The sequence below is a fragment of the Paenibacillus shenyangensis genome (genome assembly GCF_000346635.1).
In the GTDB taxonomy this organism is placed as follows: Bacteria; Bacillota; Bacilli; order Paenibacillales; family Paenibacillaceae; genus Saccharibacillus; species Saccharibacillus dauci.
Genome location: NZ_AOIG01000030.1, coordinates 1 through 15,449 on the forward strand (window position 1 = coordinate 1; position 15,449 = coordinate 15,449).

The following is a 15,449-nucleotide window of genomic DNA, read 5'->3' on the forward strand; positions in this document are numbered from 1 at the left end:
CATCTTGTAGGGTACAGTTTATCATCCACAGGCTCTTTTTATACTTTTAGATAGCATAAGATTCAGATGGCGTTACCCAATGAGTAATCTGTACAAGCTCTGCCCGTCTGCCCTTGCCAACTATTACATTTGTGGAATAACAGCCAGTACCAGCTTCAGAAACTGATCACGTACACGATCAGCAGTCTCCATAACTTCATCATGAGAGAGAGGCTGATCGAGGATACCTGCTGCCATATTGGTAATGCAGGAGATTCCTAGTACTTCAATACCTGCATGACGCGCTACGATCGTCTCGGATACCGTAGACATTCCGACAGCATCGGCGCCCAGCGTACGCAGCATTACGATCTCTGCAGGCGTCTCATACGTAGGACCAAGCAGTCCTGCATAGACACCTTCCTGTACTTTCAGACCCTGCTGTGCTGCTGTATCTTTGAAAATCTGACGCAGACGACGGCTATAGGCTTCGGACATATCCGGGAAACGTACACCCAGTGCGGAATCATTCGGTCCGATCAGCGGATTACGACCGGTCATGTTCAGATGATCACTTAATACCATCAGATCACCCGGCTCATACGCTGTATTTACACCGCCGGCTGCATTGGTTACGAGCAGGCTGGATACACCCAGTTCCTTCATGACACGTACAGGGAAAGCTGTCACTTCCGGACCATAGCCTTCGTACATGTGGAAACGTCCTTTCATCATTACGACCGGACGGCCTTGCACTTTGCCCAGCAGCAGTTCGCCATCATGTCCTTCTACCGTAGACACCGGGAAATGCGGAATACTGTTATAAGCAATCGATACGCCTTCTTCAACCAGATCTGCGAGTACACCCAGACCGGAGCCGAGAATCAATCCCACTTCCGGAGTCAAATCACTTTGACTGCGAATATAAGCTGCTGCTTCTTTAATCATTTCCTGGTTAATTGTTGTCATCTTGCTAATTTCCCCTTTCAAATAACAAACCTGTATCTTTTATTTCAAAAGATTCAAAAAACTCTCGCCATGCATAATCTTGCCTGCACTGAAATTGTCTGCAATTGTCGCACCGAGATCACTGAATGTTGCTCGGACTCCCAAATTACCAGGCGATGTCAGTGATGGACTGTAGATCAGCAGTGGCACATACTCCCGGGTATGATCGGTGCCTGCATGAACAGGATCATTACCATGATCGGCTGTAATGATCAGCAAATCCCGCTCGCCGATCTGCTCCATCAGTTCAGGCAGCGAACGATCGAACGCTTCCAGCGCCTGCGCATATCCTTGCGGATCGCGGCGATGTCCATACAAGGAATCAAAATCGACCAGATTGGTAAACAGCAGACCTTTGAATTCCTGCTTTAACTGCTCCAGCGTCAACTCTACGCCGTGTTCGTTGCTTTTGGTTGGATAGGAAGAGGTAATACCCTCACCGGTGAAAATATCGTTGATTTTGCCTACGGCAATTACATCATGACCTGCATTCTCCAGTGCGTTCAGCACCGTAGGTTCCGGCGGACTGACTGCATAATCATGACGATTCGGCGTACGGACAAACTGTCCCGGCTCACCCTTATAAGGACGGGCGATGACGCGACCTACCGAATGTTCCGGCTCCAGCGTCAACTCACGGGCAATCTGGCAGGCACTGTATAGCTCCTCCAATGGAATAATATCTTCATGGGCAGCAATCTGAAATACACTGTCCGCTGAGGTATACACAATCCATGAACCCGTTTTCATCTGTTCTTCGCCGTATTCATCCAGTATATCCGTACCGGAAGCCGGCTTGTTACCAAGTACCCGACGGCCGGTTCTTTTCTCAAACTGTGTGATCAGATCCTGCGGAAACCCGTTCGGGTATGTATTGAACGCGGTTCCGATATTCAGACCCATCAGTTCCCAGTGTCCGGTCATCGTATCCTTGCCAACCGAAGTTTCTATCATTTTGCCATAATAGCCCTGGGTCTGGGTTACAGCTTCAAGTGGCGGAAGATCCGTGATATTGGCCAGTCCCAGACGCTGCAGATGAGGCAGCTGTATTCCAGGCACCTGCTCCATAATATGTCCGAGCGTGTGGGCACCTTTATCTCCAAATTTGCCGGCATCAGGCAGTTCCCCAATACCTACACTATCCAGTATAATTACGCAGATTCGTTCAAAACGCTGTTGTTCGATTCCTGTCATGACTCATGCCTCCTATTCGGTAGATGAATCAGGTCGCATTGGCACGCGGATGATGAGCTTCATACACATCCTTCATATTCTTTCTGGATACCTGAGTATAAATCTGGGTCGTAGAGATGTCGGCATGACCGAGCATTTCCTGTACCGAACGCAGATCGGCTCCATTTTCCAGTAGATGTGCAGCAAAGGAATGCCGCAGCGTATGTGGAGTAATATCGGTCTCAATTCCGGCTTCCCGGGCATACTTTTTGATAATTTTCCAGAAGCCCTGGCGGGTCAGCCTTGTGCCGAGCTGATTCACGAAGAGCGCCTGTTCTTCCGGATGGTTCCGGATAAGCTGCGGACGTCCTTCTTCTATATATTCACCTACACGCTTGACGGTGACACCGGTAATCGGAATGATCCGTTCTTTGCCAGAACTGCTTGCGCAGCGAAGGAATCTTAAGTCGAGCCGTACATCCTCTACATTGACCGAGATCAGCTCGGATACGCGGATGCCTGTAGCGTATAACAGCTCCAGCATTGCACGATCGCGTCTTCCCTGCGATGTATAGGCTTCGGGAGCATCCAGTAGACGCTCCATTTCTTCGACGGTCATGACATGCGGCAGACGTTTCTCTGCTTTGGGTGCTTCCATATGTATAGACGGGTCCTGCTGAATAACCCCTTCACGAACGAGGTACTGGCAAAACGAACGCAATGAAACCGTCATCCGTGTAATCGTGGATGACGCTCTGCCGATCTGGCGCATTTCTCCCAGGAACAGGGCAATATGTGTTTTGCGGATCTGATCCGGTTCTGTCAGATGACGCTGTCCGGCGAACTCCAGAAACTGATTCAGGTCCCGCTGGTACGATTCCAGCGTATTCCGGGACAGTCCCTTCTCTTCGGTCAGATAACGGATAAATCGCTCCAAATAATCACTCACTGGAAATCAGCCTCCTTTGCAGTCATTTGATGATATCGTCTGTCAGAAGCTAGACGGTTACGCAAAAAGACTCTCTCCCGAACAGCCAAACATCGGGCGAGAGTCTCTGGTATCCAATTCAGTTATTCAATTCATTATTCGGGATTATTCTGGTTGCCATCCTGCTGCTCTTTGTCCTTGCAGCGATAACATACCCCATAAAAATCGAGTCGGTGGTCCAGAACCGAGAAATCAAATTCCTTATCCAGTCTCTCCTCGAGCGGTCCCAACCAGTCTTCGCGGATCTCGTCCATACTTCCGCATTGCACGCAAATCAGATGATGATGATGATGCTTGCTTGTATCGGTACGCAGGTCATACCGTGCGACACCGTCGCCGAAGTTGATTTTCTCCACGACATGCAGTTCACTCAGAAGCTCGAGGGTACGGTAAACGGTGGCCAGACCGATTTCGGGAGCCTTTTGCTTCACCAGCATGAATACGTCCTCGGCACTCAGATGGTCTTCTTCGTTCTCAAGGAGCACTCGGACAGTGGCTTCCCGCTGGGGTGTTAATTTGTAACCTTTGGATTGTAACTGATGTTTAATTTTATCGATCCGTGCTTCCATTTTTGCCCTCCCCCTGTGGAAATCACTGCATCGCTTAAATGCTCACTCCAATTATTATAGGGTGAGTTCCAAGACAAAGTCAAACTTTTTAGTGTACTTGTACAGTGATGTTGCCTCCGGGCAAAATCGGCTTAATTTCCTGCTGTGCCGGAGAATGTACGATGTTGATTGCCGGACTACAGCTATCGACATTACACCCTATACAAAAAGGCAATGCCGCAGCGTCTCTGCGAACAAATGGCAGATGCTGCGGCATTTCTTTTGCTTGTTTATATACTTATTATCCGGTGACTACCTTGCCGTAGGTTCCTCCACCTCCGGCGCTAAGCGTCAGTTGTCCGGTGCGTGCAAGCTCGATATAAGCAGCAATCTCGGCTCCTACTACAGCATCCAGTTCTTCACGGGATGTATTATGCAAAATACTCATCTCTGTACCGAATGCTTCCAGCAGTCTATTCATTTTGGCAGGGCCCAGACCGGGAATAAACGCCAAGGGTACCTGATAACGATATGGCGGGCGATTTGATGGCGGCTGCGGCTCTGTACGATCGGCAATACCGAGAATCCGATCCAGCACACCGATCGTTAGGCGAGTACTGCCGCAATAAGGGCAGCGTTCCAGTGCCGGCTCCGCTTCATGAATAATATGCTCACAGTTGGTACAGTAGGTACGATGATATTTGCCCAGTCTCGGGTCCAGGCCGTAATTGGCTTCGATTCCCCGTCCTTCGAAGCCCTGGAGCACATTACGGAACTCATCGAAATTCGCTTCCTGCATCCGGAATACATTGTATTCGCGACCAATCTTGCCGAGTGAATGGGCATCCGAGTTGGTCAACAGCGGGTAGCGATCCAGCTCGCTGAGATAACCGGCCATTGTCGTGTCTGCACTCAGACCCAGCTCCCCTCCATCGATGCTGTCCATATCCAGCACATCGCTCATCCTTGGCGTTACACTGCCATAGATGCCTTTATACGGAGTGAACATATGGGCAGGGATAAACAGTCCGTCCCGCTGCTTGACCTGATGCTGCAGCTCCCGGTATGAGACGTAGAGACGCTGAGAGCTGAGCTGCAGATTTTTCATATAGCCGCCCATCCACTGGCTAAAATCACTCATTCGCTCCAGATCGCGGAAATAGACAAGCACATGTGCTTCCTGATATCCCGGCTCCCGAATCTCGATCTCCGATCCGAGCAGAATCGTCGTATCTCCGTATACAATTCCTCCGCCGGAAGATTCCACCATCTCGCCGGAAGCCATATAATTGCGGATATCCTGCTGTACACCTGGTGAATGACAATCAATAATACCGACCAATCCAATTCCTTTACGCTGGGAAGATTCTTTGGCAATATTGGCAAAAGTCAGGTTACGGCTGCCGCTGATCTTGACCGGCTGTCCGTCCTCACTTCGCCCGATATGGATATGGAGATCGGCGTATACACGCTGCAAAGAACTCATTGTCCCGGCTGGGCTCCCAATTTCAGCAGCTGCCAAGCCTGCACAGCCATAATGGTCTTGGCATCGCTCATGCGTCCTTCACGGATCTGGGCAAATGCTTCTTCCAGCGTAATCTCGGTGACTTCCAGGAATTCATCTTCATCCAGCTCGGCATCCCCTGCTGTTAATTCATCTGCCAGATAGAGATGAATAATCTCATCGGCAAAACCTGGCGAAGTATAGAAGGAAAACAGCAGCTTCATGCTTTTCGCGGTATAGCCGGTCTCTTCCTTCAGTTCACGATTAATCGCATCTTCCGGCTTCTCACCCGGGTCGAGCTTGCCTGCAGGAATCTCTACCTGAGTGCGTCCCAGCGGCTGACGGAACTGTTCTACCACAATCATGCGATCATTGTGAATAGCCAGTACAGCGACTGCACCGGAGTGGCGAACCACTTCACGCTTGCTTTCCTCGCCGTTGGGCAGCTTTACCGTATCGACCTGTACGGAGATGATTTTGCCTTTGTAAATGGATTCCGTAGATAATGTAATCTCATCCAGTTGTTTATTTTTATTTTGAGTCATTATGTTCCCTCCATGGCATTGGTAAAAGTAAACGGACTGTCGATAGCGATGATGCCTGTACCAACAGGCCGTTTCGATAAGGTTGATTGCAGTCGGGTAGAAATGATAAAAGATGCAACTCTTACTCTTTACACATGTTTATGCTTTTTTAGACAGATCGATGATAATTCCTTCTTGATTTTACTATTGGATCTGTACTGAAATCTTGTCGAATCTGAAGAACATCAACGACTAGACGCAGACAAGTTCTAAAAAAATAGATCAGATAGATCAAATAAATCACTTCATAATGAAAAACTACTGCTCGTAACGAACAGAAATTATTGACGCGCTGTTTCCTTTACAATTTCGATCACCAGACGGGCTGCATTGATCAGTTCATTCCGATGAATACGCTCGCTGGTCGTATGAATCTCTTCGTATCCTACTGCCAGATTGGCTGTTGGTACACCCATACCATTGAAAATATTGGCATCACTGCCGCCACCAGTATGGAAAATATCATTGGGCAATCCCAGATTGGCTGCAGCACGCTGCGCCAGCTGAACAACCGCATCTTCTTCCGTAAATTTGAATCCCGGATAGACAATTACACTCTGGAACTTGGCAGTCGCACCAAAGTCAGCACATGTATTCTCCAGCGATTCCTTCATCGCTGCCAGCTGCACTTCTACCTTCTCGTGTACAAGGCTACGTGCTTCCGCTTCGAGTCGGGCATAATCGCATACTACATTGGTCGCGCCGCCACCTTCAAATTTGCCGATATTGGCAGTTGTCTCATGATCGATCCGGCCCAGTTTCATACGGGAAATCGCTTTACCGGCTACCTGAATAGCACTGATTCCATCTTCAGGATTCACACCTGCATGAGCAGACTTACCGTAGATCTCCATCACTACACGTGCCTGTGTGGGTGCAGCGACAGCAATCGTCCCAACAGCTCCATTGGAATCCAGCGCATAGCCAAAGTCCGCATCCAGTAGACCTGGGTCCATCGCACGTGCGCCCATCAGTCCGGATTCCTCACCTGCTGTAATCACCAGCTGAATCTGTCCATGCGGAATATTCTGTTCCTGCAAGACGCGAATCATCTCGAACAGGGCGGCTACGCCTGCTTTGTCATCTGCTCCCAGAATGGTATCACCTTCGCTTGTAATCCATCCTTCATTATCCATTACCGGCTTGATGCCATTACCCGGCTTCACCGTATCCATATGGGAAGTAAAGAAAATCTTCGGGATCGGTGTATCCGTATTCGATGGCAATGTCGCAATCAGATTACCTGCTCCATGTCCAGTACGCAGGGACGATTCATCCTCGATTACTGTAAAGCCCAGTGCAAGCAGCTTCTCGGTCAGACGATCCGCAATAATACGCTCTTGTTTGGTCTCACTGTCAATTTGTACAAGTTCCATAAATTCTTCAATTAATCTGCTTTCGGATACCACAATGATTCGCTCCTTTGGATGGTTGTCACATTAATTTCACGTGATCCTTATGATTATCTGTTCCGAGGCTTTGCAAAACGTACGTTCAATCGGTATGATAAAAAAGATTATTTATTTTACCGATCCCTGACCGTCTGCCGAGGGATAGACAAAGGAGTCATGAAAAATGCAACAGAAAAAATGGTTTCGTATTTTTATTTATGTGATGTTGATCGCTATTGTCGGATCGGTGCTGTTCTCAATCATTCAGCCGCTTCTGTAAGATCACTTCATGCTCCGGCTGCTCATACTCAAAATGACGCATAAAATGCGGCACAATATCCTGTGCCACCTGCTCCACTGTATACGAGCGGCCGGTAATATCCTCCAGTGAAGTCACTCCGTACTGCTCGATTCCGCATGGAATAATCCCCGTGAACCCTGCCTGCTGAATGCCCGAAGCGATATTAAAAGCAAATCCATGACTCGTGATAAATCCTTTGCGGCTGCGGCATTTATTGAACTTGATACCAATGGCAGCGATCTTGAGATCACCGATCCATACGCCTGTGTATTCTTCTTTGCGTCCAGCGACGATGCCCTGATCTGCCAGATAATCGATAATAACCTGCTCCAATGTACGCAAATACCGATGCGGATCGATGCCTTTGGCCGCATCCAGCAGCAGAATCGGATAACCGACCAGCTGTCCCGGCCCGTGATATGTAATATCTCCTCCGCGGTCAATCTGAAACAATGCAATACCACGCGCTCTCAGTTCTTCTTCACTCCATAGCAGATGCTCGGGATGACGCTGTGAACCAATCGTATACGTAGGCGGATGCTGAAGCATCAGCAGCTGTTCTCCCTGCTGCCCATCGTCAATGCCGCGTACAATTTCCTTTTGTTTGTCCCACGCTGCTGCATATTCCATCAGCGGCGTATAGGATACTTCAATTGATTTCCCCATCAACAAAGCACATCCTTCCCTGATGATTCAGACCTATTCCGATTTTACCCGGAAGATAAGCAAAAGGTCGACAAAACCGTTACGTTTGTCAACCTTTACCTACCTGTTATGCCTATTCATAAGTTCATTTCATTCAAAAGGGCAGGCAGCAACCTGCTGCCTGCTTTATTTCAATGTAACGCAAACCGGAGCTTAATACAACTTGGTCTCCAGATTATAGCTTTCCAGATTGTCTTTCACACGTTGAAGGAATCGTCCACAGATAACCCCATCCAGAATACGATGATCCAGTGACAGACACAGATTCACCATCGACCGGACACCAATCATATCATTGATCACTACCGGACGTTTCACAATCGATTCAAAAGTCAGAATCGCTGCCTGCGGATAGTTGATAATCGGATACGATAATACCGATCCAAAGGAACCTGTATTATTGACGGTGAATGTACCACCCTGCATATCATCCAGCTTGAGCTTGCCTTCGCGTGTACGACGCGCGAGATCCTCAATCTCATGTGCCAGACCGGCGATATTCTTCTGATCGGCACGCTGAATAACCGGTGTCATTACAGAGTCTTCAGTACCGACAGCCAGCGAGACATTGATATCGCGCTTCACGATAATTTTGTCTACTGCCCAGACCGAGTTCATAATCGGATAATCCTTGATCGCATTTACAACTGCTTTGATCAGGAAAGGCAGGTAAGTCAGTGTAATGCCTTCACTGCGCTTGAATTCTTCTTTGAGTTTGTTGCGCAGCATGACCAGATTAGTTACGTCTACTTCGATCATCGTCCATGCATGAGGAATCTCGGACACGCTCTGGCGCATATTGCGAGCAATACTGTTACGCAGCGGCGTTACATCGATTAGATGCTCGCCACGTGCTGGTGCTGTCTCGGCTTGTTCCAGTACAATTTTGGGAATAGCCGGTGTCTCGCTCAGATGCATACCGGAATTGCGAACCGCATAGTCCGTAGTCGAAGCAGCATTTGCGGATGACTGTGCAGCAGGAGTAGATGGCGCATTCTGCTGAGCAGCTGGTGCCGATGCTTGAGCTGTGCCATTTTCCAGTGCTTGCAGTACGTCGCGGCGCGTAATACGACCACCTGCACCTGTACCCTGAATCAGGGACAGATTAAGTCCATGCTCGGAAGCCAGGGATTGTACAGCTGGTGAATAACGGCCCGCCATGGCACCAGATGCGCCGGCAGCTGGCTGGGATTGACGCTGCGGTGCTGATGCGGGAGCCGAAGCTGATACAGCAGGCTGCGTCTGTGCTGGAGCAGACGGTGCACTTTCTGTAGAACCCGCTTCAGTGTAGATCTGACAGATCACTTCGCCGACTGCGACTTCCTGTCCTTCGACAGCGAGCAGTTCGCCCATTACACCTTCCAGTACGGACGGAATCTCTGCATTGACTTTATCCGTGATTACTTCACAGATGGGTTCATATTGTTCAACCGTCTCCCCTGGCTGTTTGAGCCATTTGGCGATGGTAGCGGATACCAGCGACTCTGCGAGCTGCGGCATTACCACATCGGTCGGATTTCCTTTTTGGGACATGATATTCACTCCTAAAAGCTGCCGTGTTCCGGTAGAACCGGTAATGACGGCAGCTATTTTGATAGATCGGATTAGACTATATTCTAGAAAAGCGCCAGATCGTGCATCGCTGCTTTCACTTTATCCTTGTTGAGCATATACGCTTTTTCCTGCGGCGGGTTGATTGGCATAGCCGGTGAATCCGGGCCAGCCAGACGACGAATCGGTGCATCCAGATCGAACAGGCACTCTTCCGCGATAATAGCAGCTACTTCACCGCCTACACCGCCGGTCAGATTGTCTTCATGTACGATCAGTACTTTGCCGGTGCGGCGTGCAGCATCAATAATCGCCTGGCGATCCAGCGGCTGAATCGTACGCAGATCCAGTACATGACTTGTAATGCCTTCTTGTTCCAGTTCCTCGGCAGCCTGCATAATGAAATGCAGCGGCAGACTGTAGCTGATTACGGTAATATCATCGCCTTCACGCAGCAGATTGGCTTTACCGATAGGTACCACATAATCGTCTTCAGGCACATCGCCCTTAATCAGTTTATAGCATTTTTTATTCTCAAAAAAGAGTACAGGATCCGGATCACGAACAGCAGCTTTCAGCAGTCCTTTGGCATCATAAGCCGAATAAGGAGCTACAATTTTCAGTCCCGCTGTTCCGAAGAACACAGATTCCATGCACTGGGAATGATACAGTCCGCCGAAGATACCGCCGCCAATAGGCGCACGTACAACGATCGGGCAAGTCCAGTCATTATTGGAACGATAGCGGATTTTGGCAGCTTCACTAATAATCTGGTTGGTTGCCGGCAGCATAAAGTCCGAATACTGCATCTCGGCAATCGGCTTCATACCGTACATGGCTGCACCAATCGCTACCCCTGCAATTGCGGATTCGGACAGCGGTGTGTCCATAACCCGGTCTTCTCCGTAGACTTCCTGCAGTCCCTTGGTTGTTGTAAAAACGCCGCCTTTGACGCCTACATCTTCACCGAGTACAAACACATTCTCGTCCAGCGCCATTTCTTCTTTCATCGCCAGACGAATCGCATCGATATATTCCATCATTGCCATTACTGAACATCCTCCCCGTCCCCTGCAAATACGTGCTTCAGCAGGTCATCCGCGCTCGGATAAGGAGCTGTGTCCGCATATTCCGTCGCTTCTTTCATAATCTCGGTACATTCTTTTTGCAGCTGTTGATCCTGCTCTTCGGTCCAGATGCCGGAGTCGATCAGGTACTGCTTGTATTTTGGCACGCCATCCTTTTCCCAGTTGGCGTCGACTTCTTCCTTGGTCCGGTAAGCCAGATCATTATCCGAAGTGGAATGCGGAGACAGACGATAGACCATCGCTTCGATCAGCGTTGGGCCTTCTCCTCTAATCGCACGCTCGCGTGCTTCTTTGACAGCCGCATAGACTTCCAGCACATCATTACCATCTACCCGGATCCCCGGGAAGCCGTAACCCAGTGCACGATCGCTGATCTTGCCGCTGAGCTGCTTGTGAATCGGTACGGAAATAGCATACTGGTTATTCTCACACATAATGATCACCGGCAATTTATGTACGCCGGCAAAGTTACAGCCTTCATGGAAATCTCCCTGGTTGCTGGACCCTTCACCAAAAGTCACGAATGATACCAGTTCCTCGCCTTTCATCTTTGCAGCCAGTGCTACGCCGACAGCATGCGGAACCTGCGTCGTTACCGGACTGGAGCCTGTCACAATACGCAGGCGCTTGCTGCCAAAGTGACCTGGCATCTGACGTCCGCCGCTGTTTGGATCTTCCGCTTTGGCAAATGCCGACAGCATCAGATCGCGCGCAGTCATGCCGACAGACAGCACAAATCCGTAGTCACGGTAATACGGCAGGAAATAATCCTTTTCCCGATCCAGTGCAAAAGCTGCACCGACCTGAGCCGCTTCCTGGCCTACCCCGGAAACGTGGAAATTAATTTTACCGGCGCGCTGCAGGAGCAGAGAACGCTCGTCAAACTTGCGCGCCATCATCATATATCGATAAATTTCAATAGCCTGGGCATCGGACAAGCCGAGCTTCCCGTGCCGTGTTTGTTGGTCAATAGTACCTTCTGCTTTCATTACAGGTACCTCCTTCATAAATGACGGAGAGAACAAGGTTCTCCCTCTTGGCTGGTTACCAGCATGACAATATTGTACAACCTACACTATAAAGGTTACACGCCCGCACAGTCATTGCGCAAATTCACAGCGAAAACGTCTGTCCGTCTGTATCCTCTGTCGCCTCCTGTACGGTGCATCATGAACAGCATTTTGTAAATGCATATACTGCTCATATCTGCTTGTCTTAAAACCTGGTACTAAGACTTGAGCCTAACCCTATTATAATCACATCTGCAGCAAAAAGAAAAGATGGATTTCTCCAGTCTGACGATTGGAAGTCCATCTCTTCATGATTATTCACTTTTACATGCCAATGGCTTTGCCATCCACGGCCAGCATCGCTTCGCCCATAATCTCGGCGAGGGTCGGATGCGCATGAACAGTTTGTCCGATTTCCCATGGGGTGGCATTAAGGAATTGAGCCAGAGCCGCTTCGCTGATCAGATCGGTTGCCTGTGGCCCGATGATCTGTACGCCGAGCAGATCATTGGTATTACGATCAGCCACGACTTTGACAAAGCCATCACTTTCCCCGTATACCAGCGCTTTGCCGATCGCCTGAAAAGGAAACTTGCCGACTTTGACATCGACACCGCGGGCAGTTGCTTCTTTCTCCGTAATACCGACGCTCGCCACTTCGGGACGAGTATATACGCAGCGGGATACCTGCTCGGGATTATAATGTGTCTCCTGTCCGCAAATATGATTGACCGCGGTGATCCCTTCATGACTGGCAGCATGAGCCAGTTGCAGACCGCCGATCACATCGCCAATTGCATAAATATGCGATTCGCTGGTTTGCATATTTTCATTTACCCGGATAAATCCATTCTCGACCCGGATATCCGTATTCGCAAGACCAATCGTCTCTACATTGGCCTGACGTCCGACCGAGAGCAGCATCCGGGAAGCCGTAATTGCTACTGTCTGTTCCTGGTGCACCATCTGAATCGTGAACTCCTGTTCACCCGGCTGATATGAATCCAGCTGCAGGGCGGCTCCTGTGTAAATGGTAATCCCGCGCTTTTCCATCAGTTTGCGCAGCTCGCGTGACACTTCTTCATCTTCCAGCGGCAGAATCTGCGATGCTGCTTCCACCACTGTAACCTGTACGCCAAAATCATTCAGCATCGAAGCCCATTCCATACCGATTACGCCGCCGCCAACGATCAGTATGGAAGCTGGCAGCTGATCCATTTGCAGAGCATGGTCGCTGCTCAGAATAAGCTGTCCATCCGCTTCAAGACCCGGTAGTGAACGCGGACGAGAACCTGTAGCAATAATCAGATTTTTCGATACGACGGTCTCCATCTCCCCGTCTTCCAGCTCTACGGCTACCGCGCCGCTCTGCGGGGAGAAAATCGAAGGACCGATTACGCGTCCCTGCCCCTGTACTACCCGGATTTTATTTTTGCGCATCAGATACTCTACACCCTTGTGCAGCTGATCTACGATTCCCTGTTTGCGGGACTGTACACGGTCAAATTGCAGCGAGACCTGTTCTGCTGCTACTCCATACTGTTCGCTGTCTTGCATCAGTGCGTATACTTCGGCGCTACGCAGCAGGCTTTTGCTTGGAATACAGCCGCGATGCAGACAGGTACCGCCCAGTTTATCCTGCTCGATAATGACTACATCCTTGCCCAGTTGAGCCGCGCGGATCGCAGCTACATAGCCACCGGTTCCTCCGCCCAGTATCGCGATATCACAATTAATCGTCATAATGAATATTCACTCTCTTTTCCTGAATGGTCTAAACAGCTGTTCTATATTATACACGCTTCAAGACAAGCAGCGTGTTAGCACCCTTTTGAAATGTGTAATCCGTAGCAATCTCCTGCATCTCCCAGCTGCCCTGGCCTGCTGCTGCAACGGCTTTTTCCACAAAAGCAACCCGTTCACTCTGCAGATTGACCAGCGGAAAAATCCGGATTTCGGTACGGGTCACCCGCATCAGCTCCTGCAGACAACGGATATGGAATTCTTCGTCCAGACGATCCGCATACAAAAACAAAAAGTGTGCAGACACGGTCAGATCAAAGGTCTCATTAGCAAATGGCAGATCCGGCAGTACTGCCGGTATGTATCGTTTGGGATGCAGCTTGCGATCCTGTGTGCTTTGCTCTAGCGCCCGGATGCGCAGCTTCTCCAGTTCCTGAATACTGCCCAGTGTAGACCAGTCGTACTGATCACTGGCTTCTGTTATAGCCTGAATCATATGCCCGATATCCTGCTGACCTTTGTTATACAATTCTTCATTACCAAAATGGTACGCCAGATCAACAGCGGTAACGTCTGCTCCGTACTGCGAAGCTTCGGCTGCAAAAGAGCATGCACCTGCCGGGCAGTCCAAAATGCGTTGTCCTTGTAGTCGATCTTCTTCCAGTCCAAGAATGGACATGTATTCCTCGAAAGTTCTACCCAGGAACACAATGCGTTCCAGCGATAATCCCTGTGTGCGTTTGCTTGCCAGATAAGCTGCTGCCTTGGGGCTGATATAGCCGCTCCGACTGGCTGCTGCGGTGTTTTCTGTGTAGGTTGAATCTGTCTGATAACCGCTCATCTCGTCTGTTCTCCTCTCGGCTCGATTGCTGCCAAATAGTGATGCCTATCCGATTATAACGGAAATGCAGATTTATTCTAACATAACTTTGTACGGTTCTCTATGTCTGTCAGTGAGGGTACGCAAATCAGACATACCACCTTTATTCGTACAATGCGTCTTTGAGACGGCTGGACATACGGGGTTTATTGGAATTGGCTTTAACAAGCGCTGTACGCAGACGCTTGTTCTCGGCGGTCAGTTCATTTACAATATCGAGCAGCTTCTGTACAGCTTCTGCATCTTCGGGGCTTAATCTCTCCTGCCGCAGCAATGCTTCTGTCTGCTGAACCCATTCCTGATGCTCTTCTTTGTTCATATGATCTTGCTCCTTTCTGTCAACCTGCTGTTCTTTAGCCTGCAGGACAGCTGATGATTTGTATCCATAAACGCGATAAACCAGGCACAATGTGCCCGGCTCGTCGTCGTTAACCTTCTTACGTCTGTTCTATTATAGTCCATTTTGGCAGAGAGTCGTCAATACGGCTGGCGGATCAGTTTTGAAAATAAACTCTTTATAAATGATCGCTCCATGGAGATGACGCTGTTCCGGATGCAGCACTATTCATAACTTCTCTCCTTTGCTTTTGACAGGTGTATGACCTGTATACAATTTGTACAGCTTAAGGAAATAACTTTTATACTGATAACCCAGCATCCGGGATACTTCTTCAACCGTGCCGTGACCGGAAGTAATCCATTCGCGGGCCCGCTGCATTTTGGTGCGTGTCGCATATTCGATAAAAGTCTCTCCGGTCTCCCGCTTGAATAATCGGCTGAAATAGCTTGGATTCAGGTGCAGATTTTCCGCTACCTCTTCCAGCCGAACGAGCCGATGCATATGCTGTTCCACATATTGACGCGCTTCGTGAATCTCCGGACGACAGCCCGGCTGTCCGGTCCAGTCCGCACACAACGCCGCCAGTGCACGAAATGTAGTATGCATCCATTCCTCCAGTTCACACTGGTGACGGATCGCCGCCATCTGACGATGCA

General features: G+C 49.4%; 16 protein-coding genes. 1 reads left to right on the forward strand and 15 read right to left on the reverse strand.

Annotated features, from left to right (window positions below; translation table 11 throughout):
• Positions 1-123 precede the first annotated feature (123 nt).
• From H065_RS0121885 to H065_RS0121915, 7 genes are all read right to left on the reverse strand, one after another.
• Positions 124-948, reverse strand: coding sequence for a purine-nucleoside phosphorylase (locus H065_RS0121885; protein WP_017815239.1), 825 nt, complete (start codon positions 946-948; stop codon positions 124-126).
• Between the two features lie 39 nt (positions 949-987).
• A complete protein-coding gene (gene deoB / locus H065_RS0121890) occupies positions 988-2,181 on the reverse strand; it encodes a phosphopentomutase (protein WP_017815240.1) in 1,194 nt (397 codons plus the stop codon).
• A gap of 28 nt (positions 2,182-2,209) precedes the next feature.
• Complete coding sequence (xerD, locus tag H065_RS0121895; RefSeq protein WP_017815241.1) at positions 2,210-3,109, reverse strand: site-specific tyrosine recombinase XerD; 900 nt, start codon at positions 3,107-3,109, stop codon at positions 2,210-2,212.
• A gap of 134 nt (positions 3,110-3,243) precedes the next feature.
• Positions 3,244-3,717, reverse strand: a complete 474-nt coding sequence (gene fur, locus H065_RS0121900; RefSeq protein WP_017815242.1) for a ferric iron uptake transcriptional regulator — start codon at positions 3,715-3,717, stop codon at positions 3,244-3,246.
• Between the two features lie 280 nt (positions 3,718-3,997).
• Positions 3,998-5,182 (reverse strand): endonuclease Q family protein, encoded by a 1,185-nt coding sequence (locus H065_RS0121905; RefSeq protein ID WP_017815243.1) that lies wholly within the window; start codon positions 5,180-5,182, stop codon positions 3,998-4,000.
• The gene (locus H065_RS0121910) at positions 5,179-5,745 is read right to left on the reverse strand and encodes an NUDIX domain-containing protein (RefSeq protein ID WP_017815244.1); all 567 of its coding nucleotides are present in this window, start codon (positions 5,743-5,745) and stop codon (positions 5,179-5,181) included. The genes H065_RS0121905 and H065_RS0121910 overlap by 4 nt, the downstream gene beginning before the upstream one ends.
• Positions 5,746-6,065: 320 nt before the next feature.
• On the reverse strand, positions 6,066-7,193 hold the full coding sequence (locus tag H065_RS0121915) for a M20/M25/M40 family metallo-hydrolase (RefSeq protein ID WP_017815245.1): 1,128 nt from the start codon (positions 7,191-7,193) through the stop codon (positions 6,066-6,068).
• 166 nt (positions 7,194-7,359) lie between these two features.
• Here H065_RS0121915 and prli42 point away from each other — a divergent pair, with 166 nt between their 5' ends.
• Positions 7,360-7,455 carry a stressosome-associated protein Prli42 gene (gene prli42 / locus H065_RS27515; RefSeq protein WP_017815246.1) on the forward strand — a complete coding sequence of 32 codons (96 nt, stop codon included), beginning with the start codon at positions 7,360-7,362 and terminating at the stop codon, positions 7,453-7,455.
• Here the strand turns inward: prli42 and lipB are convergent.
• The 8 genes from lipB to H065_RS0121965 all read right to left on the reverse strand — a co-directional run bounded on the left by lipB (position 7,432) and on the right by H065_RS0121965 (position 15,438).
• Entirely contained in the window at positions 7,432-8,142 is a 711-nt protein-coding gene (gene lipB, locus H065_RS0121925; RefSeq protein WP_017815247.1) for a lipoyl(octanoyl) transferase LipB, read from the reverse strand. The genes prli42 and lipB overlap by 24 nt on opposite strands.
• Positions 8,143-8,334: 192 nt before the next feature.
• Positions 8,335-9,714, reverse strand: a complete 1,380-nt coding sequence (locus H065_RS0121930) for a dihydrolipoamide acetyltransferase family protein (RefSeq protein WP_017815248.1) — start codon at positions 9,712-9,714, stop codon at positions 8,335-8,337.
• Between the two features lie 83 nt (positions 9,715-9,797).
• Positions 9,798-10,781 carry an alpha-ketoacid dehydrogenase subunit beta gene (locus H065_RS0121935; protein ID WP_017815249.1) on the reverse strand — a complete coding sequence of 328 codons (984 nt, stop codon included), beginning with the start codon at positions 10,779-10,781 and terminating at the stop codon, positions 9,798-9,800.
• Positions 10,781-11,809: a thiamine pyrophosphate-dependent dehydrogenase E1 component subunit alpha gene (locus H065_RS0121940; protein WP_017815250.1), complete on the reverse strand. Its 1,029-nt coding sequence runs from the start codon at positions 11,807-11,809 to the stop codon at positions 10,781-10,783. Before H065_RS0121940 ends, H065_RS0121935 begins: the two co-directional genes overlap by 1 nt.
• Before the next feature lie 345 nt (positions 11,810-12,154).
• Positions 12,155-13,573, reverse strand: a complete 1,419-nt coding sequence (gene lpdA / locus H065_RS0121945) for a dihydrolipoyl dehydrogenase (protein ID WP_017815251.1) — start codon at positions 13,571-13,573, stop codon at positions 12,155-12,157.
• A gap of 49 nt (positions 13,574-13,622) precedes the next feature.
• Complete coding sequence (locus tag H065_RS0121950) at positions 13,623-14,414, reverse strand: class I SAM-dependent methyltransferase (RefSeq protein ID WP_017815252.1); 792 nt, start codon at positions 14,412-14,414, stop codon at positions 13,623-13,625.
• Positions 14,415-14,556: 142 nt separating this feature from the next.
• The gene (locus tag H065_RS26595) at positions 14,557-14,772 is read right to left on the reverse strand and encodes a hypothetical protein (protein ID WP_017815253.1); all 216 of its coding nucleotides are present in this window, start codon (positions 14,770-14,772) and stop codon (positions 14,557-14,559) included.
• Positions 14,773-15,018: 246 nt separating this feature from the next.
• Complete coding sequence (locus H065_RS0121965) at positions 15,019-15,438, reverse strand: helix-turn-helix transcriptional regulator (RefSeq protein ID WP_017815255.1); 420 nt, start codon at positions 15,436-15,438, stop codon at positions 15,019-15,021.
• Positions 15,439-15,449: the final 11 nt, after the last annotated feature.

Coding starts and splice junctions, on each gene's coding strand:
- H065_RS0121910 (WP_017815244.1), bottom strand. CDS start 5,745: ATGACTCAAAATAAAAATAAACAACTGGATGAGATTACATTATCTACG.
- H065_RS0121930 (WP_017815248.1), bottom strand. CDS start 9,714: ATGTCCCAAAAAGGAAATCCGACCGATGTGGTAATGCCGCAGCTCGCA.
- H065_RS0121950 (WP_017815252.1), bottom strand. CDS start 14,414: ATGAGCGGTTATCAGACAGATTCAACCTACACAGAAAACACCGCAGCA.
- H065_RS0121965 (WP_017815255.1), bottom strand. CDS start 15,438: ATGGCGGCGATCCGTCACCAGTGTGAACTGGAGGAATGGATGCATACT.
- H065_RS0121940 (WP_017815250.1), bottom strand. CDS start 11,809: ATGAAAGCAGAAGGTACTATTGACCAACAAACACGGCACGGGAAGCTC.
- fur (WP_017815242.1), bottom strand. CDS start 3,717: ATGGAAGCACGGATCGATAAAATTAAACATCAGTTACAATCCAAAGGT.
- H065_RS26595 (WP_017815253.1), bottom strand. CDS start 14,772: ATGAACAAAGAAGAGCATCAGGAATGGGTTCAGCAGACAGAAGCATTG.
- H065_RS0121905 (WP_017815243.1), bottom strand. CDS start 5,182: ATGAGTTCTTTGCAGCGTGTATACGCCGATCTCCATATCCATATCGGG.
- lpdA (WP_017815251.1), bottom strand. CDS start 13,573: ATGACGATTAATTGTGATATCGCGATACTGGGCGGAGGAACCGGTGGC.
- lipB (WP_017815247.1), bottom strand. CDS start 8,142: ATGGGGAAATCAATTGAAGTATCCTATACGCCGCTGATGGAATATGCA.
- prli42 (WP_017815246.1), top strand. CDS start 7,360: ATGCAACAGAAAAAATGGTTTCGTATTTTTATTTATGTGATGTTGATC.
- H065_RS0121885 (WP_017815239.1), bottom strand. CDS start 948: ATGACAACAATTAACCAGGAAATGATTAAAGAAGCAGCAGCTTATATT.
- H065_RS0121935 (WP_017815249.1), bottom strand. CDS start 10,781: ATGGCAATGATGGAATATATCGATGCGATTCGTCTGGCGATGAAAGAA.
- deoB (WP_017815240.1), bottom strand. CDS start 2,181: ATGACAGGAATCGAACAACAGCGTTTTGAACGAATCTGCGTAATTATA.